Consider the following 19701-nt stretch of genomic DNA (forward strand, 5'->3'; position numbering starts at 1 on the left):
AAGCTATGAAAGATGTAGTGTAATAGTTGTTATTTTAAGGTTTTAAAAGTTATAATGTACACATAGAGTATAAGGTATTAATACAGCTAAACAAGCTACCTGAAAGATTGGAATGTAATCTATGCGTGTTAAATATTAAGGTGATGTTGTTTAAATAAGTATATTGTTTTTGCATTGTTTTAACAAGTTTAATATTTGTTTTTCTTGTTTTTGTTATTTTATAAAATACAAGTAGATGGGATTTACAAGTTACGAAAACAATTGTTAGATGATTATCTGGGGGTATTTGGTTATTAGTATGTTTGTAGTTATCTAGTAGGTGATATTATAGACCAGATATTTCTCTTTTGTTGTGAGTTAGCAATAAGTTTACGTTAATGTGTAGCAGGGGTTAAAATGATTGAAAGTAACTTTACGCTTTTCAATAGGAGTGAGGTGCGTAAAAATTTCATGTCAAGCAAAAGATAATCGCAAAGATTTTAGTTCAACATAGTTATAAAAACAGTTGATAAGGATATATGTTAATTTTAAATCAATCAACTGACAAAATTTAAGATTTTTAATGGATAAAGCTCCATCTTTGTTCATGTATACGTAATAGTGTAGGAATTCAATTCTTTCCAGGGTAGGGTGTATGTCGTACGATAGTTTTATTCGTGAAGTTAATGAAGAGCTTCATCAGGAAAAAGTTCGTGCTTTTTGGGGGCGTTATAGTTTCTTGATTATTGTTTCAGCTATTATTTTTGTACTAGCAATAGCTATTTATCAAATTTATCATTATGGGCAAATGAATAAAGCTAGCAAGATTGGTGATGCATTTATAACAAGTCTTAATTTGTCGGATTCACTTCAGTTTGATGAAGCAATGAATCAATTGGAGAGTGTCAAAACGTCTGATTTTGGAGGGTATCCTTTTCTTGCTCGTTTACGTGAAGCTTCTTTGCTGATGCAGCAAGGCAATGCTGTTAAGTCAGTAGAGGTTTTTGATGCGGTTGCGGCTGATAAGAATGCACCAGAGATATTACAAAGAGTTGCAAAAATTCGAGCGGCTTATATTTTAGTTGATATAGGCACATTCGATGATGTTAAAAAACGTGCCAAAGATATGGCAAATGATATCGATCCTATGCGCATGTCTGCAAGAGAAGTTTTAGGTTTAGCTGCTTATAAAGCTAATAAGATAGATGATGCAATTTATTATTTTCAAAAAATTTCTGAAGAAAACATTCTAGGACTGAAAATAACTGATCGAGCAAAAATTATGCTTGAGCTTATTCAGTTTGAAAGAAAGGCAAATAAGGGGTAAATTAATGAGCCTCACCATTGCTATAGTTGGTCGGCCCAATGTTGGGAAGTCAACATTATTTAATCGTTTGGTTGGGCAAAATTTAGCTTTGGTTGATAATAAGCCAGGTGTGACACGTGATCGGCGTATTCATGAGGCAAAACTTCAAGATTTACGTTTTAATGTGATTGATACAGCCGGTTTAGAAGATGCAAGTGATCAAACACTTGAAGGTCGTATGTTTTTTCAGACAAAGGCTGCTATTAAAGAAGCGGATCTTATCCTATTTGTACTTGATGCAAAGAGTGGGATAACACCAAGTGATTGCAGTTTTGCTTCATTGGTTCGTAAGTCAGGAAAACCGATTGTGCTTATTGTCAATAAATCTGAGTCAAAAATAGCAATAGAAGGGGGATATGAAGCATGGTCTTTAGGTTTAGGTGAGCCTTGCGCAATATCTGCTGAACATGGTTTGGGCTTTTCAGATCTTCGTGATGCAATTGTAGATGCTGTTGGTAAAGATAAAGCTTTTGAGCAAAGAAGAGAAGAAGAATGTTCTCTTGCACAGTCCGTGTCTTTGGATAATAATTTTAATGTTTTGGAAGAAAGAGACTTTATTTACGATGAAAGCAAACCTATTCGGATAGCGATTGCTGGTCGTCCCAATACAGGGAAATCAACACTGATCAATAATATGTTGGGGCAAGATCGTTTACTAACAGGGCCTGAAGCTGGTATTACGCGTGATTCTATTTCTGTAGATTGGGAATGGCGTGGTCGTTGTTTTAAACTCTTTGATACTGCGGGGTTGCGTCGAAAATTAAAAGTTCAAGAAAAGTTAGAAAAACTTTCTGTTGCAGACACTTTACGCGCAATCCGTTTCTCGGAGGTGGTGGTGATTGTTTTTGATGCAACTATGCCTTTTGAAAAGCAAGATTTACAAATTGCTGATCTCGTGATTCGTGAGGGGCGAGTTCCAATTATAGCTTTCAATAAGTGGGATCTTATTGAAAATTGCCAAGAAGTATTAGCTGATTTACATGAAAAATGTGCCCGTCTTCTTCCTCAGGTTCGTGGTTTGAGAGTTGTCCCTTTATCAGGCCAGTATAGCAAAGGGATTGATAAACTTATGGAAAATGTCATGATGATTTATCGTGTGTGGAATCGTCGTATTCCCACAGGAAAACTTAATCGCTGGCTTGAAACTATAGTTGCACACCATCCACCTCCAGCAATTTCTGGGCGTCGACTTAAGATTAAATATATAACACAAATTAAGACGCGTCCCCCAGGGTTTATGATTTCTTGTTCACGATCAGATGCAATGTCTCAATCATATTTGCGTTATCTTTCTAATGGGTTGCGTGATACATTTGATATGCCAGGGGTACCCATCCGTTTGTTACTGCGAACATCTGATAATCCTTTTGTATGATGGAAAAAAGTAACGATTTCTTTCATATTCTGAGTCATTTTAGATTTTTTAAAGGTTTAAAATAGGCATTTAATAATTCGCTTTTAAAGAAGTTTCACTTTGATTTGTTAAGTTTTTGAAACAAAAATGAATGTGTACAATAAATAAACAATAGTATTGTGTTTATTGTAATCAGAGATATGAAATATATTTTCGTTAAATGGTTAAAAATCAAAAATTTTGTAGCTATTACAATAGTTTTTCTCAGTGTTTTCTAAGGTCAGGTTTAATCGTTATAATAACAATTATATTCTTTGAAAGATTAATATTTTCCAAGGATATTAATGTTTGAGCTTTTTGTATTTTGATCAATTATGATTGTATTTGATGCATTAATTCTTGGTTATGCTCTTCTAGAAATGCTGTTTCTTTATTTTTGAGCAGTGTAATAAGGAGAGCTAAGACAGGAAAGATTAATCGTTTTTTTTACGCTGAAAATAAGTATTTTGTAGGCGGAAATGCTATGGCTTGTAATAACTTTTTAAATAAAAAAACAAATGTCACATTGAAGCTATTTATTTGAAGTGTACATAAAAAATACTAAAGAGCAAAAAACGGTTGTATAGGGGTGTTTAGAATTTTATTATATATTATAAATATGAGCTAATTAGTTTGTATTGACGTATGGTGTCTAAAATATATACGAATTAAAAAAGATTCCAATGTGCAATTGTTCAATTGATTTCTAAAACTGCACAATAAAGACAAAATGTAGCTTTTAAAAATGGCACTACAAATGCAATAATTATTAGTTCTAAGATAGTTTTTATTATTTGATAGTTAAAATTGATAAAACTAGTATACTTATTATAGAGTGCATAATGTTAACCAGGAGTTGGTCGTATGATATATTTATTGATAAAAATCCTTGTGATAGACGCTTTTGGATAGCTTGACGAATGAATTCAGTAACAATATGTTGCAAGCAGCTTTAGATGTATTTTGATTTTGCTTTTAATTAAGGAGCCAATTATGGCAAAGGGCGATAAACCCGTTGTGCCACAAAAGGAGGCTGAAGAGAAAAAGCAAAAAGATTCTTTTCATTTAGAGGATTTAGAATGGCGTAGTCAAAATTTGGGATTGGCTTTAATCAATAAGAAAGCATTAAAGAAACAGGATTTTAAAAGTGAGAACAGAGAGTCACAAAACAAGGTAGGGCATGCCGTTAAATTGTCGAGTGAATTTCTAGCAAGTGTTATTGTAGGTATTGTTTTAGGGTTGGGATTTGATAAACTAACAGGTTTGTTGCCATGGGGATTGATATTTTTTCTTTTTCTTGGATTTGCTTCTGGTATAATAAATATTCTTCGGTCTTTAGGGCATATTGCTCCTAGCCAATTAGGAAAAAATAGCGTATCGCATCAAAATAAAAGGGTCGATAAATTTAATAAATGAGGTTAAAGTGACAGCGCACGCTCCAGATCCTATTCATCAGTTTGAAGTTTCACGGCTGATTAATATTTTTATAGGGAATATGGATTTATCGTTTACGAATGTATCATTTTTTATAGTCGTTACGGTTGTTTTATCTTCAGTATTTCTTTTTCTTTCATCGTCAAGTCGTAGATTGGTTCCAACGCGTATGCAGTCTATTTCTGAAATGGCGTATGAATTTGTAGCATCAACTTTGCGTGAATCAGCTGGCGTGCAGGGAATGCGTTTTTTCCCTTTGGTGTTTTCGTTATTTATTTTCATTTTGGTTGCTAATTTTATTGGTCTTTTCCCTTATTTTTATACTATTACTTCTCAGATTATGATTACTTTTTCATTGGCGATGTTGGTTATCTTGACGGTGATTGGTTATGGTTTTTATAAACATGGGGTTTGTTTTTTAAAACTTTTTGTTCCTAGTGGTGTGCCGGTTATGATTTTGCCTTTAGTCACAATGATTGAGCTTATTTCTTTTTTGTCTCGTCCTATTAGTCTTTCACTTCGCCTTTTTGCTAATATGCTTGCGGGTCATATTACGCTTAAAGTATTTTCTGGTTTTATTGTCTCAATGGTTGGAGTAGGGATTGTAGGCATTGGTGGTTCTATTTTACCTCTCATTATGACTGTAGCAATTACTGCTCTTGAATTTTTAGTAGCATTTCTACAAGCTTATGTTTTTACGGTTTTAACTTGTATGTATCTTAGTGATGCCATCCATCCAGGACACTAATAAATGATGAACTTTCAGTCAAATAATGCAATTTTACTTCAAAGGAGAATAATATGGAATTAGCACTTGCAGCAAAATATATTGGCGCTGGTCTTGCCTGCTTTGGTATGGCTGGAACAGCGTTGGGGCTGGGAAATATTTTTGGTAGTTACCTTTCTGGTGCTTTACGTAATCCATCAGCAGCAGATAGTCAGTTTGGTCGTTTAGTCTTTGGTTTTGCTGTAACGGAAGCTTTGGGTATTTTTTCGTTGCTTATTGCTCTTTTGCTTCTTTTTGCAGTTTAATCATATTTAAAGAGGTGTGTCTGTTTTTGTGCAGAGAGCAGACATAGTCTTTACGGCTTTTTAGAAGGGAAGTGACTCAGTTATCATGGGTTCTAAATAAAGGGCCTAAAAGATGGTTGTTTGAAGGATAAAATAGGATGCTTATTTCCAGTGCTTATGTACAAGCTGCTGAAATACCCATAGAACATATTGAGAATGCGGTAGAGCACGCAAATCGCGTGTTTCCGCCTTTTGATTTTGTGCATTTTAGTTCTCATCTTTTTTGGTTGGCAATTTCTTTTGGTTTTTTTTATTTCTTCATTGCTCGGGTGATTGTGCCCCGTATCGGAAATGTCATTGAAACGCGTCGTGATCGAATTGCATCTGATTTAGATCAGGCTATGCGTATGAAGCAGGAAGCGGATACTGTAATTAAAGTTTATGAGAAAAAGCTAGCAGAGGCTCGTTTGCAGGCGCGCATTATAGTTCAAGATGCAAGAGATAAAATTAAAGAAAAGACTGATCGTGAACGAAAAGAAATTGAAAAAAAATTAGAGAAAAAGCTAGCAACTACTGGAGATCAGATAGTAGAAATTCGAGATAAAGCTATGCAAAATGTTGGTTTAATTGCAGAGGAAGTAACTCGTGAAATTGTTAAGAAATTGCTTGGTATTGATGTAAGTGAAGAAGTTGTCAATTTGACTATTAAAGCTACGGGTTATAAGGAATCATAAAGATGACTGATACATTTTGGGCTTTTATTGGATTGGTTCTTTTTTTAGCGCTTTTAGTTTATTTTAAAATTCCAACTATGTTAGTAAGTAGTCTTGATATGCGAACAAAGCGTATCACGGACGAACTTGATGAAGCTCTTCGTCTTCGTGAGGAAGCGCAGGAGATATTGGCTGAATGTCAGCGCAAATGTGTAGAAGCAGAAAAAAATGCTCAAGAAATTATTGCTGCTGCTAAGAATGAAGTTTCAGTTATTGTTGCTGAAGCTCGCGCAAAAACAGAAGAATATGTTAAAAATCGTAAAAAAATGGTAGAGCAAAAAATTGCTCAAGCAGAAGCAGATGCAATTCGAGTTGTTTCTCTATCTGCTATTGATTTAGCAATTTCTTGCTCACGTACGCTTATTAATAAGGAATTAGATTTTAAGGAATCTAAAGATCTTATTGAAAAATCTCTCACTAAAGAGTCTCTTTCCAAAATGAAAGAGTACCTTAATTAATATTATTTGAAGAGTTGAAAGCGCTGGTCTTTTAAGAGCAAAGCTTTGGGAGAAATTGGTTTGCATAAACTTCCAAAAGTTTATGCTTTTATTAATCAGAAAATTATCTGTTGAATGTGATTTTTATTTTTCGAGGTTGATCAGAAATTCCTGATTTTACCTATCTCGATTTATGTTTTCTAAACTTTTTTACCAATTTATTAGAAAGTTTATATTCAATACTATTTTGAAATTATTTAAAGCACCATTGAAAGATAATTTATTACTTTTTTGAGCTATTCGATATAAAAAGCATTTTCAACAAATAACAAAAATTATTTTTATCATTTTTAAAATTGAAAAAACGTTAGATTTTAGATTGTAAGCTTCGAGGAATCTATGACATTTTGTGTAATTAAGCGGATACGTTCAAGAAGAGCAAGACGATTAGCGCGAATAGCGGAATTTTTATCGTTTACTAATACTTTTTCAAAAAATGTATCAATAGGTTTTTTAAGTAGTACAAGGGCATTAAGTGCAAGTGATAAATTAGTTGCATTTATATGATCATGAACTTTTTTTTCTGCGTCAATGATTGCTTGATATAATTGCTTTTCTTCTGTTTCGATGAAAAGTTCAGGGTTAAGTGTGTTTATTGTTGTAATATCTTTAGAGGATTGATTTTCAAGAATATTTACGACACGTTTTACAGAAACTAAAAAATCGTTTCCATCATTTGTGTTGATAAAAACAATGAGTGATTCAATACAACGTGCAACTAACAAAAAATCATCAGCATCTTTGGTTAAAACTGCCTCAATAGCATCATAACGAGCTCCTTCATCTTTGAGATAAATTTTTAAGCGTTCATGTAAAAATGACAAGAGATCTGATAAAATATCTTTTTTTGTCTCTGAAAGAGTATTTTGTTGTTGTGTAGCTTCTATTTTGGGGGAAATATATTTTATTTTTTGTTGTAAAAAAAGATCTACAGCTTGATAGAAGAGTGGCATAAGGTTAATTTTCCAGTCATGTGAAAGCACAAGCTTTATGATTCCTAGTGCTGCTCGCCTTAATGCGTAAGGATCTTTTGAACTGGTTGGTTTTTCATTAATAAGCCAAAAACCAACAAGTGTGTCAATTTTGTCAGCTAATGCAACAGCTATAGCGATAGGTTCACGCGGGATGCGATCTGTTGGTCCTAGAGGTTTGTAGTGATCTTCGATTGCTTCAGCCACATGGGGATCTTCTCCTTGGAGAAGTGCGTATTTTCGCCCTATCAGCCCTTGTAATTCAGGAAATTCAGCGACAATTCCTGTTTGCAGATCAGCTTTTGCAAGTATTGCTGCACGTTTTGCCAATAGAGGATTTGCTTGCACTAAAGGTGCAATTTTTTGTGCTAAAGCAGCGATCCTTTCTACCCTTGCACCTTGTGTCCCTAACTTGGCATGGAAGGTCACATTCAAATAATCTAGTTGTGCTATTCGCTGATCAAGAGGTTTATTTAAATCAAGATCAAATTTTGCGGCAGAATCTTTCAAGTGTGTGATATCCGGTAAATCATGCTGATCTGTTTGCCAAAAATAAAATGCATCGGAAAGACGAGCGCGTACAACTTTGCTATTGCCCTTGGTAATTTCTTTACAACCATCATTTGCAAGAACATTGGAGATGAGGATAAAATGATTAGATAGTTTAATTTTTTCACCCTGTTTGCGAGTTACAAAGCACTTTTGATTAGCTCGGATAGTCAAACGGATAATTTCTGGAGGAATATCAAGAAAGGTCTTATCGAATTCGCCCATAAGGACGACAGGCCATTCAACAAGTCCTGCGACTTCTTCTAAAAGAGCACTATCTTCAACAAGCTCTAAACCATTAGCAAAACAAAGATTTTGAGCATCTGCTAAAATAATATTTTTTCGTCTTTCTGTATCCAGAATAACTTTATGAGCTTCAAGCAGAGTGATATAGTCATCAAAACGGCGTATTTGGATAGGCTTTCCATCACTTAAGAAACGATGACCATAGGTTAAATTATTACTTTTAAGAGAGCCAACTGTAAATGGAACGATGTGTGTTTCGCCAATTTCTGGTCCGAAAACACAAAGAATATTTTGTAAAGATCGGATCCATTTCAGAGCTCCAGTTTTGGCTGAATCTTGGCCCCAACGCATAGATTTTGGCCATGGGAAGTTACGAATAATATCAGGCAAAATATCAGCAATAATTTCTTCTGCAGCTCGACCTTTTTTGGTGATTTTAGCGACATAAAAATCACCTTTTTTACTATCATGTACAATATGTGCTTCAGAAATATTATTGAGACCAGTGGCACGCAAAAAACCATCAATCATATGCTGTGGTGATTTTATACTGGGGCCTCTGCGTTCCTCATGGGTATCTTGTGAGCTTGTAGAAAGACCACGTATATCTAACGTTAACCGACGGGGTGTCCAATATTCACAAGCAGCTTTATAAGTTAATCCTGCATGAATAAGTTGGTCAGTAACACATTTTTTAAGATCAAAAGCAGCTTTACGTTGCATGCGAGCAGGGATTTCTTCACTAAAGAGCTCAAGAAGAAGATTAGACATTAGACTTCACCTTTCGCATAAGTTTGGCCAGCTTCAGTTGATAGAAATGCTTCACCACAGCGGCGCGCTAGATCGCGAATGCGAAGAATATAATTTTGTCTTTCGGTTACAGAAATAACACCACGTGCTTGTAAGAGATTAAAAATATGACTAGCTTTAATGCATTGATCATAAGCTGGTAAAACACATTGATGACAGCTATTTTCTTTGTTTGGTTTTCCAGCTTCAAGAAGTGCGATACACTCACGTTCTGCATCAATAAAATGTTTATGCAGCAATTTGGTATCAGCAAATTCAAAATTATAATGTGAATATTCCTGTTCTGCTTGTAAGAAAATATCCCTATAGCTTATTTTATTTGCACCATCTAAACCATTAAAATTAAGATCATAAACATTTTCGACTCCTTGGATGTACATTGCTAAGCGTTCAAGTCCATAAGTAATTTCTCCTGAAACTGGCATGCACTCAATGCCACAAATCTGTTGAAAGTAAGTGAATTGAGAGATCTCCATTCCGTCGCACCAACATTCCCATCCAAGTCCCCAAGCTCCAAGTGTTGGACTTTCCCAATCATCTTCGACAAAACGAATATCATGCAGTTTTGTATCAAGGCCAATAGCTTGTAGAGATTTAATGTAAAGCTCTTGTAAATCTGGAGGAGATGGTTTGAGAAGAACTTGAAATTGATAATAGTGCTGTAAACGATTTGGATTTTTGCCATATCGACCATCTGTTGGACGCCGAGAAGGTTGAACATAAGCCACTTTCCAAGGACGTGGTCCTAATGAACGCAGCGTTGTAGCTGGATGAAAAGTTCCAGCACCTACTTCCATATCATAGGGTTGCAGAATTGCACATCCATATTGAGCCCAGTAATTTTGCAAAGTTAAAATAAGCCCTTGAAAAGAACGTGTGGGATTAAGATACTCGGGGAAGTTCACGTTTGATACTCTTAATATGTGATTAGTAGATAAATCAAAGAAATTTAATCTTTATTACTGTCTATTGCTTCGCATGGTCAAGCGTTGTTGTATCTTGCAAGCCAAATTTCAGCTTTTCTTTGATTTTCTCTAAATTTTCTGGCTGTCCATCAATGGCGTGATTCCATTGAAATACTGCTTCACGTTTGCGTCCGACTTTCCAATAAACATCGCCTAAATGATCATTCAATATTGGGTCTTGAGGTTGCAATTTGACGGCAGTTTCCAATATTTCAACAGCTTGATTATATTGCTTTAGTTTATAATGGGCCCATCCTAGAGAATCAAGAATATAACCATTTTTTGGCTGTAATGCTGAGGCTTTTTGAAGCATATATAACGATTCTTCAAGTTTTTGATTACGGTCAATAAGTGTATAACCTAGATAATTAAGAACTTGCGGTTGATCAGGGAATAATTCAAGTGCTTTTCGTAAATCAGTTTCGGCTTTTGTCCAATGTTTTAAACGTTCAAATGCAATGCCACGTTGATAAAAAAGTTTCCAATCATCTTTTTGGAAATCTACCGTCTGTATAATAGCATGATCCATAATTTTAACAGCTTCAGCAAAATTATTTTTTTGCATATAAATAGCCGACAGTGCTATATAAATAGTGCGATCATTGGGATTTTTTTTCTTTAATGACGTTAATAACTTAATGGCTTCAGTGTGTTGATTATTATTAGCAAGTGTTAATGCGAGCTGCAATTGTCCCTCTCTATAATAAGGAGAGTAGGGTGATAAGGCACGATAAAGTTTAATTGCTTGATGAGGATCATTTAGTTTAGTGGAGACGTTTGCTAGTTGGAACAATGTAGCGTCATTTTGAGGATATAAGGCTAAAGATAGTTGTTCGAAGATACGTGCAACATATTCTGATTTTCTTCGATTGAGTGTTGTTCCAAAGTCATACAATATCTCACCCGCTCCCTGTTGAGGTGTTTTAACGGGATTTTCTAAATTAGCACCTTTTTCAACTTTTTGTCGGATATTTTTAAGTATCTCTCGGCCTGACAACATTTTTTCGCCATTCTGAATGGTTTGAATAGCTTGGGTACGCATTTTTTGGCGTAATTGGAATGAAGCATAGGCTATAATAATACGTTCATAGGTATCAGGAGAGATCATAGCACCTTGTTGATTATTTAATGCTTGCATAAAATATTTTTTTGCATTTTTGGGGCGTTTTGCCAGATCACTCATAAGAGCGAGATGGTAATGTATAAAAAGATTGTACCAAATAGGCCCTAAAAGCTTTTTAAGGTCGGCTATTGCTTGAGAGTGATTACCTGATCCAAATGTAGCCCAAGCGCTTATCACGTCAAACGCTGGGCTATTGATTGAGGGAGATGTTTTTAATTTTGGAAGAGGTTTAATGTCTTTATAATTTTTTTTGATGAGGTTATCTATTGACAATGTCAGGGCAATAAAAGGGTGGTTAATATTTTGCGCTTTCAATTTTTTTGCTTGTTTGACAGCCTCTTTAAATGCACCCACTGAAAGCATCGCTTCAAAAATTTCTTTTTGTACATCAATGTTATTGGGGTTATAGGTGAGTGCTTGTTTAAAATAATTGATAGCAAGATTAGTTTCATTTTCATGATTTGCAACTCGGCCCGCTAGATAAGCACCTGTAAATGAGCTTATATCAGTAGCTGAATCGATTTTGCTATAAACGGGTGAGGACATCAGCGTGATTCCCGCTATAGCGAAAGTAAAAAAGCAGGGCCTTATTGCACGGTGCATAGAGCTCATCCTTCTTAAAAATCATAAATTTATTATACGATTTATAAACATATTAGGTTTCTTTGTAGAAAATATTGTTATTCTTACAAATGATTAGTTTACACGTGCAATACAAAAATCAACAATTTCAATAAATGCATTTTTTTGAGGGCTTTCTTTCATTGGAGAAAGAGCGTCAATTGCACGTGCTCCATAGATGCGTGCCTGCTCTATTGTATCGGTTAGACTATCATGTTTTTCCATTAAATGTTGTGCGTGCGCTAAGGATTCGTCGTTGTTATTATTGTTTTCAAGGGCTTGTTTCCAAAATGCTTTTTCTATTGCACTACCGCGTGTATATGAGAGGATAACAGGCATAGTAATTTTGCCTTCTCGGAAATCATCGCCTACATTTTTTCCTAGATGTTTAGCATTGCCACTATAATCAAGTGCATCATCAACCAATTGAAAAGCTAATCCTAATGATGTGCCATATTCGCGTAATGCTAAACGTTCTTCGTGTCCATAACCAGCAATAATTGGTCCAACTTCAGCGGCAGCTGAAAAAAGTGCAGCTGTTTTTGCATTAATGATTTTAAGATAATCTGAAATATTGGTTTCTATATTTTGAGCAGCGGCAAGCTGCATGACTTCTCCTTCTGCGATAATTGCTGCAGTGTTTGCTAAAATAGTGAGTGCTTCCATAGAACCAACATCTACGATCATTTTAAAAGCTTGTCCTAAAAGAAAATCACCAACAAGTACACTTGCTTTGTTTCCCCAAATCATTCGTGCGGTAGATTTTCCACGGCGGAGATTACTTTCATCAACTACATCATCGTGTAATAAAGTTGCTGTATGCATGAACTCAATTGCTGTTGCAAGTTTTATATGCCCATCACCTTGATATCCAAACATATCAGCTGCAGCTAGTGTAATCATTGGACGCAACCGTTTTCCTCCTGATGAAATAAGATAATTACAAATTTCAGGGATCATTTCGACGTCAGCTTGAACCATAGAGATAATTAATTGATTTACACATTCCATATTATCTTTGGTAAGATTGATGAGAGTTTGGGAAGAAACTTGGTTATTTTTTTTATGGTCTTGTTTTATGATAGCACCCAATTGTTTACTCCTGGAGTATTTTCAATAGATATAGATAAGCTTTTTTTCTATTTGTAGCATAAAGCGGGATTACTTTTGACTCAAGCTTTGATACTGCCCTGAAACAGAAGTTTTTTAAATATTTATAGAGTGTTTTTTCTACGCTTAGGGAATATAATTATTATGGTAAGGCAATAATTTTGAAATTAAGGTGGCCTAATCACAATTAGAAGAAGGACAATATAAGGACAGATATTAGGCTTACAGATGGATAGCACGACAAATCATAGTGATGAAACAATTGATGAATTTCATCGTGGGAAGTTTTACTTAGTTCAACCACGTTTACAGGGGCATCGTTCTGGTATGGACGCTATGTTGTTAGCTGGTCTAGTTCCTGGTAATTTTAAAGGAAAGGTTGTTGATTTAGGTGCAGGCGCAGGTGCAGCGGGATTAGCAGTTGCTTCACGTTGTTTTGAAACTCATATTACATTAGTTGAGCGATCAGCTTTTATGATATCTTATGCTCAAAAAACGCTTGCGTTGAAACAAAATAAGAAACTAGCTGGCCGAGTGTGCTTATTAAAAGCAGATGTTGCTTTAAAAGGTAATGCACGCTTAAAGGCAGGTCTGATGGATAATTTTTTTGATTTTGCGATTATGAATCCACCTTTTAATAATCCTGTGGATCGTAAAACACCTGATGAACAAAAGTTTGAGGCACATGTTATGCCTGAAGCAATGTTTGACAATTGGTTACGCAGTGCAGCTGCAATTGTTAAACCAGGTGGATATCTAGGGTTGATCGCGCGTCCTCAATCGCTTAATGATATATTGCATGCTTTGGAAGGCCGCTTTGGTAATATATGTATGATTCCTGTTCACTCTCGAGCTAAAACGGCTGCAACTCGTATTCTATTTTATGCAAAACGGGGGAGTCGAGCAGCTTTATCTGTATTGCCGGCATTAATTGTGCATGAAGGTGAAGGTCATGCTTTTTCACCACAGGTTGATGCAATCAATAATGGGTGTATAAGCTTATGGGAGCTTTTTTAATGATATCTTGTGTTGTTTAGCTTATTTCTTAAATTCGGATTAAGCTTTTTATTTATTTTTGAGTTATATTTTCTCGATTTCTTATAGGGAGATTTTGTTTTGATTGATAGTGTTAAAAATCTTATTCCACGTCGTTTTCTTTCCAATAAACTTGAAATTCCTGTAGTACGCCTTCATGGGGCAATTATGGATTCAAATTCATTTATGGCTCGTACGCTTTCATTGGGTAGGTGTGCTCCCCTTTTAGACAAAGCTTTTGCCGATAAAAAAGCACCAGCTGTTGTTTTAATTATCAATTCTCCCGGTGGTTCACCTGTACAATCGCGTCTCATTTTTCAGCGTATTCGGGATTTGGCAAATGAGAAAAATAAACAGGTTCTCGTATTTATTGAAGATGTAGCAGCATCAGGTGGTTATATGATTGCTTGTGCTGGAGATGAAATTTTTGCTGATCCTTCTTCTGTTGTGGGTTCTATTGGGGTTGTCTCAGCTTCTTTTGGTTTTCCTGAGCTTTTGAAGAAAATTGGTGTGGAACGGCGTGTTTATACAGCAGGAAAAAATAAGGTTGTATTAGATCCGTTTCAACCAGAAAAGAAGATAGGCGTTGAACATTTGAAATCTTTGCAACTTGAAGTTCACCAAACTTTTATTGATTTGGTCAAAGAACGGCGTGCATCGAAATTATCAGATGATTCAGATATTTTTACAGGAATGTTTTGGAGTGGAAAAAAAGGTGTTGAGCTTGGCTTGGTTGATCAATTGGGTGATGTACGCTCTGTTATTAAAGATCGGTTCGGTCATGATACAAAGCTTCGGTTAATTTCTCCTTCCAAAAGTTTTTTGGGACCTAAAATGCCTTCGGGGATTACTGCTGATATGGTTTATACAGCAGTTGATAGTGCATGGATGGCAGCAGAAGAACGGGCACTTTGGCAACGGTACGGTTTGTAGTTGGGACACCATTTCAGTCTATGCTTAATTTGATTAGCAAGTTTGCTTAGAGACTATTGTGAGAAGAAAAGGGATTTAAAATGATCCGACTTATTTTATTCAGTTTCATTGGTGTGATGATTCTTTATATTTATTATTTATTTAAGCGCCAGTTACACTGGGTATTGCAACGTGCTTGCCATACAAGAGTTAAATCACGTACAGATGTAAAAGGAACTCTTGTGAAAGATCCTCATACAGGTGAATATTACGTTAAATGATATCAGATGTGCAGGCTTCTCTTAAAGAGGGTTTTCATCTTTCAACACCTATTAAGTTGAATCTGGCTTTGCATGTTGTGGGGCAGCGCGCTGATGGTTATCATTTGTTAGAAAGTTTGGTCTATTTTAGTCTCAGTGGTGATTGTTTAAGCTACACACCTTTTGCAAAAGATCACTTTGTTGTAAGAGGTCCTTTTGCTAATGGGCTTGTTTCTGATTCAGATAATCTAGTTATTCGCGCTCGTAATTTGATGCGCAAGATGTTCCCTAAAAATGCTAAACCTGCCTTTTTTCAGCTTATTAAGACGTTGCCTGTTGCTTCGGGTATTGGTGGTGGATCGGGAGATGCTGCTGGGATTTTCAGTATATTGCGCCGGCAATGGAATCTTGATTGTTCTTGTGAAGAATTAGCGGCAATTAGTCTAGCACTTGGTGCTGATGTACCAATGTGTCTTTTTGCGTTAGAATATCAGCAACCGCTTTTTATTCAAGGAATTGGCGGTGATATAACGCGACTAAAAGAAGCCTGTTCTATTGCAATGGTATTGGTAAATCATGGTCAACAAATTGAAACATCCACTATTTTTCAGGTTTTAGAAAAGTGCGATCATTCTCCTTTAAAGATTGATCCAGCGGCTTTAAAGACGGTTTTTTCGTTGGTTGAAGCTTTAAAAGAAACGCGTAATGATCTTTTTGCTCCTGCATTAAAAATTGCACCTCGATTGGCTGAGGTTTTATATGCATTAGATGAAAGTGGAGCTCTTTTTTCTCGCATGTCTGGTTCAGGTGCAACTTGCTTTGGCATTTTTAAAGATCAACAAGCAGCTCAAAAAGCGGCTTTCTTTATTAAATCAGCACATCCAAATTGGTTTGTTAAATCAATTATGACTGTAGGAAAGCTTTGATAAGCAATGTGAACATTAAGGGTTGTTGTTTATAGTTATAATTAACTAATTTATGTTGCTACTCTTTAATATTAAATTTTTTATTCATATCCAAATACATTTTGGAAAAGAACAATAATTCCTTTACGGTATTTGAAAAGGGTAGCTTAAGATAATTTTCCTAGTCGAGTGATACGCATTTTTTAAAAGCGATGTTAGCAATAATATGTTGTGTAGGTAAAAGACGTGGAACTACTCTTTAATTGAGATTATCATCACAATAGTTTTTTGTTTAGAAGGTGGAAGTATTTACGCGAGAAATTTTCATACCTCTTTTAAACAAACAAATAAAGGAATTTTGATTATATTTTTCACAAAGTTTTTTATTGAGATGATTGCTATTGTAATAACTTCATTATGTACAAGAGTGGGAGATAATCAATGGAATTTTCGTTTTTATTTTCTAAGTTTGATTAAAACATGTAAGAATGTGTAAATAATAATTTTATTGGAAAACTAATATTTCCCCTAGACTTGATTTTGTTATCATGTTGTTTGAGAGATAAAAAATATTGGAGTCAACTATTTTTCTATGGGGCTTGCGGAAAATAGGTGGTAATGCAAATATGAATATATGTTTTGTCGTGTTCGCAATTTATCAAATGTATTTAATGTACCACTTCAACCGGATTTTTCGCACGAATTAGACTTACACAAACAAGGCTTCTTTTATATAGCGGGTGTTGATGAAGTTGGGCGAGGACCTTTAGCTGGACCTGTGGTAACAGCAGCAGTTATTTTAGATAAAAACCACATTCCTGAAGGATTGAATGATTCAAAGAAATTTTCTACTCAACAGCGTAATCAACTTTATGGTAAAATTTTGCAAAATGCGTTGGCAATTTCAATTGCGAGTATTTGCGCCCGTGCGATTGATCAATCTGATATCAGAAAAGCGACTTTAGAAGCAATGCGGCGTTGTGTTGTAGGACTTTCCATTCCAGCTCATTATGTGTTAGTTGATGGGCGTGATATTCCACCTCTTTTGCCATGTCCAGCAACTGCTTTGATCAAAGGTGATCAGCGTTCAGTTTCAATTGCGGCAGCATCCATTGTTGCCAAAGTAACACGTGATCGAATGATGGAATGTGCTGGGCGGGTTTATGAAGGTTATGGTTTAGAAAAACATGTGGGTTATGCAACAGTAGCACATCGTACGGCTATCGCTAAATGTGGGCCCATTTTAGGATTGCATCGTTATAGTTTTGCACCACTGAAAGAAAATTATAAGGATGACATTTCATGACAATCCTACCTTTAAATAGTGCTTCAATAAAAGAAGCAGTTGAGGTTCTTAAGCAGGGTCAATTAGTGGCTTTACCAACAGAAACTGTTTATGGATTGGCTGGTGATGCAACTAATGGAAAAGCAGTTGCTTCTATTTTTGCCACAAAGAGGCGGCCGCAATTTAATCCTCTTATTGTTCATGTGAGTAGCATTGTTATGGCAGAACATTATGTGGAAATTGATTTGCTTTCACGTCGATTTATGGAAGCATTTTGGCCGGGGCCTTTGACATTAGTTTTACCATTAAAGGTTAATCATAATATTCATCCTTTAACGACCTCTGGTCTTGATACATTGGCTGTTCGTTTTCCTGTTGGCGGTTTTGCAGAAGTTGTTCAACATTTTGGTCGGCCTTTAGCAGCTCCTAGTGCAAATCAATCGGGAGGTCTTAGTCCTACTTCAGCTGCGTCTGTATTTGCATCTTTAGGGGCATCGGTGCCTTTAATTATTGATGACGGAGATTCTAGGGTAGGACTTGAATCAACGATTATTAAGGTTTGTAATAAAAATATCTATCTGTTGCGTCCTGGGGGACTAATTGCTGAAAAAATTGAAGAAGTGGCAGGGCAGTCTTTAAAACAATTAGATCAACGCACTGCAATTGAAGCACCTGGTACGTTAAGATCACATTATGCTCCTAATGCTTTGGTACGTTTAAATGCACAAAAGGTGGAAAGTGACGAAGCACTTTTAGCATTTGGTCCTAATCGCATTGTGGGTGCTGAAAATGCGATCTCTATTTTAAATTTAAGCGAAAGTGGTCAATTGGAAGAAGCTGCATTTCATTTGTTTGACTATATGAAACAGTTGGATTCATTAAAGGTGAAATGTATTGCAGTGGAGTCTATCCCATTTTACGGGTTAGGTGTAGCTATTAATGATCGTTTAATGCGTGCTGCAGCACCGAGAGGAAAATGAAGGTGGAGCAGAATTTAATTGAGTGTTTTAGAAAAATTGTTGGTTCTACGAATGCTATCACAGATCAATCTTTGATTGCACCATATTTGCTTGAAAATCGTGGACTTTTTCACGGAAAAACGCCATTGCTTTTACGGCCATCTTCAACAGATGAGGTGTCGTCTATTATGCGTTTGGCTAGCAAAACACGCACACCAATCGTACCTCAAGGAGGAAATACTGGTCTTGTGGGTGCTCAACAGCCAGATGATAGTGGGCGTAGTGTTGTTTTATCTATGGAACGTTTAAACAAAATTCGATTAGTTAATCCTGAGGGTAATTTTGCTGTTGTGGAGGCCGGTGTTATTTTACATAGCTTACAAAAAAGGCAGATGAAGTAGATCGTTTTTTCCCTCTTTCTTTAGGTTCAGAAGGTTCCTGTCAAATAGGGGGGAATCTTTCATCTAATGCTGGGGGGACAGCTGTTTTAGCTTATGGTAATATGCGTGAGCTTTGTCTTGGTTTGGAAGTTGTTTTGCCTGATGGGCGTATTTTAGATGATCTGCGTTTTGTTAAGAAGGACAATAGCGGTTATAATTTGAAAGACCTTTTTATTGGTTCAGAGGGGACTTTAGGGGTTATTACTGCAGCAGTTTTAAAGCTTTTTCCAAAGCCTAAAGGAAAAGCGGTTGCTTTTGTGGGTTTACGCAGTCCAGCTCATGCTCTTAAGTTTTTATCCTTTGCTCAGTGTTATGGGGGGGAATTTTTAACTGGTTTTGAGCTTATGGGAAAACTCAGCTTGCAAATGGCTTTAAACTATATGATGCGTGCTAATTCACTTTTTGAGCGTGAGCATGAATGGTATGTTTTGATTAATATTTCATCCTCACGTAGTGCTAATGAAGCATTATCGGTGTTAAATGTTATTTTAGAAACAGCTTTAAAGGATAATATTATAGAGGATGCAGTTGTTGCACAATCGTTAAAGCAGCAAGATTTTTTTTGGCAATTGCGTGACAATATGTCACCAGCTCAAAAGTTAGAAGGAGGGTCTATTAAGCATGATATTGCGGTACCTATTGCCTCCATTCCTGATTTTATTGCTGAAGCTGCTCTTATTGTTGAAGAGATTGCTCCAGGTGCTCGGGTGGTGTGTTTTGGTCATATGGGTGATGGGAACCTCCATTATAATATTACACAACCCATAGGGGCTGATACTGTATCGTTTTTGCAATTATATTCACAAATGAATGACCGGATCCATTGTTTAGTGATGCATTATCAAGGTACTTTTTCTGCCGAACACGGAATTGGGCAGCTTAAGCGGAGAGAACTGCGTACTTTTAAATCATCCGTTTCATTAGAAATTATGCAAGCGATTAAAAAATATTTGACCCTTTAGAAATTATGAATCCTGGCAAAATGTTATAAATTGAAGATGGTAAATATTTTTCTATTCTTATTGAGATTTTGATAATCGAGAAGAAAACAAAATTT

Annotated in this window: 17 protein-coding genes and 1 pseudogene; 14 read left to right on the top strand and 4 right to left on the bottom strand. The window is 35.8% G+C overall.

The window, feature by feature from the left end:
* Positions 1 to 634: 634 nt before the first annotated feature.
* From BWD162_RS01050 to BWD162_RS01080, 7 genes are all read left to right on the top strand, one after another.
* On the top strand, positions 635 to 1306 hold the full coding sequence (locus tag BWD162_RS01050; protein WP_078705068.1) for a DUF2659 family protein: 672 nt from the start codon (positions 635 to 637) through the stop codon (positions 1304 to 1306).
* Between the two features lie 4 nt (positions 1307 to 1310).
* Positions 1311 to 2720, top strand: a complete 1410-nt coding sequence (gene der / locus BWD162_RS01055) for a ribosome biogenesis GTPase Der (protein ID WP_078705069.1) — start codon at positions 1311 to 1313, stop codon at positions 2718 to 2720.
* Between the two features lie 1011 nt (positions 2721 to 3731).
* The gene (locus BWD162_RS01060; protein WP_078705070.1) at positions 3732 to 4154 is read left to right on the top strand and encodes an AtpZ/AtpI family protein; all 423 of its coding nucleotides are present in this window, start codon (positions 3732 to 3734) and stop codon (positions 4152 to 4154) included.
* Between the two features lie 7 nt (positions 4155 to 4161).
* Positions 4162 to 4920 carry a F0F1 ATP synthase subunit A gene (locus BWD162_RS01065; RefSeq protein ID WP_078705071.1) on the top strand — a complete coding sequence of 253 codons (759 nt, stop codon included), beginning with the start codon at positions 4162 to 4164 and terminating at the stop codon, positions 4918 to 4920.
* A 53-nt stretch (positions 4921 to 4973) separates the two neighbouring features.
* Positions 4974 to 5204: a F0F1 ATP synthase subunit C gene (locus tag BWD162_RS01070; RefSeq protein WP_007477984.1), complete on the top strand. Its 231-nt coding sequence runs from the start codon at positions 4974 to 4976 to the stop codon at positions 5202 to 5204.
* Between the two features lie 137 nt (positions 5205 to 5341).
* Positions 5342 to 5917 (top strand): F0F1 ATP synthase subunit B, encoded by a 576-nt coding sequence (locus BWD162_RS01075; RefSeq protein ID WP_078705072.1) that lies wholly within the window; start codon positions 5342 to 5344, stop codon positions 5915 to 5917.
* 2 nt (positions 5918 to 5919) lie between these two features.
* Complete coding sequence (locus BWD162_RS01080; RefSeq protein WP_078705073.1) at positions 5920 to 6414, top strand: F0F1 ATP synthase subunit B; 495 nt, start codon at positions 5920 to 5922, stop codon at positions 6412 to 6414.
* A gap of 353 nt (positions 6415 to 6767) precedes the next feature.
* Here BWD162_RS01080 and glyS read toward each other — a convergent pair whose 3' ends face one another.
* From glyS to BWD162_RS01100, 4 genes are all read right to left on the bottom strand, one after another.
* The gene (gene glyS, locus BWD162_RS01085; RefSeq protein ID WP_078705074.1) at positions 6768 to 8990 is read right to left on the bottom strand and encodes a glycine--tRNA ligase subunit beta; all 2223 of its coding nucleotides are present in this window, start codon (positions 8988 to 8990) and stop codon (positions 6768 to 6770) included.
* Positions 8990 to 9934 (bottom strand): glycine--tRNA ligase subunit alpha, encoded by a 945-nt coding sequence (locus tag BWD162_RS01090; RefSeq protein WP_078705075.1) that lies wholly within the window; start codon positions 9932 to 9934, stop codon positions 8990 to 8992. The genes glyS and BWD162_RS01090 overlap by 1 nt, the downstream gene beginning before the upstream one ends.
* A gap of 61 nt (positions 9935 to 9995) precedes the next feature.
* The gene (locus BWD162_RS01095; protein WP_078705076.1) at positions 9996 to 11720 is read right to left on the bottom strand and encodes a tetratricopeptide repeat protein; all 1725 of its coding nucleotides are present in this window, start codon (positions 11718 to 11720) and stop codon (positions 9996 to 9998) included.
* A 93-nt stretch (positions 11721 to 11813) separates the two neighbouring features.
* Positions 11814 to 12830, bottom strand: a complete 1017-nt coding sequence (locus BWD162_RS01100; RefSeq protein ID WP_078705077.1) for a polyprenyl synthetase family protein — start codon at positions 12828 to 12830, stop codon at positions 11814 to 11816.
* 246 nt (positions 12831 to 13076) lie between these two features.
* Between BWD162_RS01100 and BWD162_RS01105 the strand changes: the two genes are divergently transcribed.
* From BWD162_RS01105 to BWD162_RS01135, 7 genes and pseudogenes are all read left to right on the top strand, one after another.
* Entirely contained in the window at positions 13077 to 13865 is a 789-nt protein-coding gene (locus BWD162_RS01105; RefSeq protein ID WP_078705078.1) for a tRNA1(Val) (adenine(37)-N6)-methyltransferase, read from the top strand.
* A gap of 99 nt (positions 13866 to 13964) precedes the next feature.
* Entirely contained in the window at positions 13965 to 14816 is an 852-nt protein-coding gene (locus BWD162_RS01110; RefSeq protein WP_078705079.1) for a S49 family peptidase, read from the top strand.
* Between the two features lie 80 nt (positions 14817 to 14896).
* Complete coding sequence (locus BWD162_RS01115) at positions 14897 to 15076, top strand: hypothetical protein (RefSeq protein WP_078705080.1); 180 nt, start codon at positions 14897 to 14899, stop codon at positions 15074 to 15076.
* On the top strand, positions 15073 to 15981 hold the full coding sequence (locus tag BWD162_RS01120) for a 4-(cytidine 5'-diphospho)-2-C-methyl-D-erythritol kinase (RefSeq protein ID WP_078705081.1): 909 nt from the start codon (positions 15073 to 15075) through the stop codon (positions 15979 to 15981). Before BWD162_RS01115 ends, BWD162_RS01120 begins: the two co-directional genes overlap by 4 nt.
* A 613-nt stretch (positions 15982 to 16594) precedes the next feature.
* Positions 16595 to 17266: a ribonuclease HII gene (locus BWD162_RS01125; RefSeq protein ID WP_078705082.1), complete on the top strand. Its 672-nt coding sequence runs from the start codon at positions 16595 to 16597 to the stop codon at positions 17264 to 17266.
* Entirely contained in the window at positions 17263 to 18225 is a 963-nt protein-coding gene (locus BWD162_RS01130) for an L-threonylcarbamoyladenylate synthase (protein WP_078705083.1), read from the top strand. The genes BWD162_RS01125 and BWD162_RS01130 overlap by 4 nt, the downstream gene beginning before the upstream one ends.
* Positions 18226 to 18227: 2 nt before the next feature.
* Positions 18228 to 19635, top strand: a pseudogene (locus BWD162_RS01135) (FAD-binding oxidoreductase).
* Positions 19636 to 19701: the final 66 nt, after the last annotated feature.

Source organism: Bartonella sp. WD16.2 (assembly GCF_002022505.1).
Lineage (GTDB): Bacteria > Pseudomonadota > Alphaproteobacteria > Rhizobiales > Rhizobiaceae > Bartonella.

Bases quoted from the DNA above. Each gene is read 5' to 3' on its own strand.
- BWD162_RS01050 (WP_078705068.1), top strand. From the start codon at position 635: ATGTCGTACGATAGTTTTATTCGTGAAGTTAATGAAGAGCTTCATCAG.
- der (WP_078705069.1), top strand. From the start codon at position 1,311: ATGAGCCTCACCATTGCTATAGTTGGTCGGCCCAATGTTGGGAAGTCA.
- BWD162_RS01060 (WP_078705070.1), top strand. From the start codon at position 3,732: ATGGCAAAGGGCGATAAACCCGTTGTGCCACAAAAGGAGGCTGAAGAG.
- BWD162_RS01070 (WP_007477984.1), top strand. From the start codon at position 4,974: ATGGAATTAGCACTTGCAGCAAAATATATTGGCGCTGGTCTTGCCTGC.
- BWD162_RS01075 (WP_078705072.1), top strand. From the start codon at position 5,342: ATGCTTATTTCCAGTGCTTATGTACAAGCTGCTGAAATACCCATAGAA.
- BWD162_RS01080 (WP_078705073.1), top strand. From the start codon at position 5,920: ATGACTGATACATTTTGGGCTTTTATTGGATTGGTTCTTTTTTTAGCG.
- glyS (WP_078705074.1), bottom strand. From the start codon at position 8,990: ATGTCTAATCTTCTTCTTGAGCTCTTTAGTGAAGAAATCCCTGCTCGC.
- BWD162_RS01095 (WP_078705076.1), bottom strand. From the start codon at position 11,720: ATGCACCGTGCAATAAGGCCCTGCTTTTTTACTTTCGCTATAGCGGGA.
- BWD162_RS01105 (WP_078705078.1), top strand. From the start codon at position 13,077: ATGGATAGCACGACAAATCATAGTGATGAAACAATTGATGAATTTCAT.
- BWD162_RS01115 (WP_078705080.1), top strand. From the start codon at position 14,897: ATGATCCGACTTATTTTATTCAGTTTCATTGGTGTGATGATTCTTTAT.
- BWD162_RS01120 (WP_078705081.1), top strand. From the start codon at position 15,073: ATGATATCAGATGTGCAGGCTTCTCTTAAAGAGGGTTTTCATCTTTCA.
- BWD162_RS01125 (WP_078705082.1), top strand. From the start codon at position 16,595: ATGTTTTGTCGTGTTCGCAATTTATCAAATGTATTTAATGTACCACTT.
- BWD162_RS01130 (WP_078705083.1), top strand. From the start codon at position 17,263: ATGACAATCCTACCTTTAAATAGTGCTTCAATAAAAGAAGCAGTTGAG.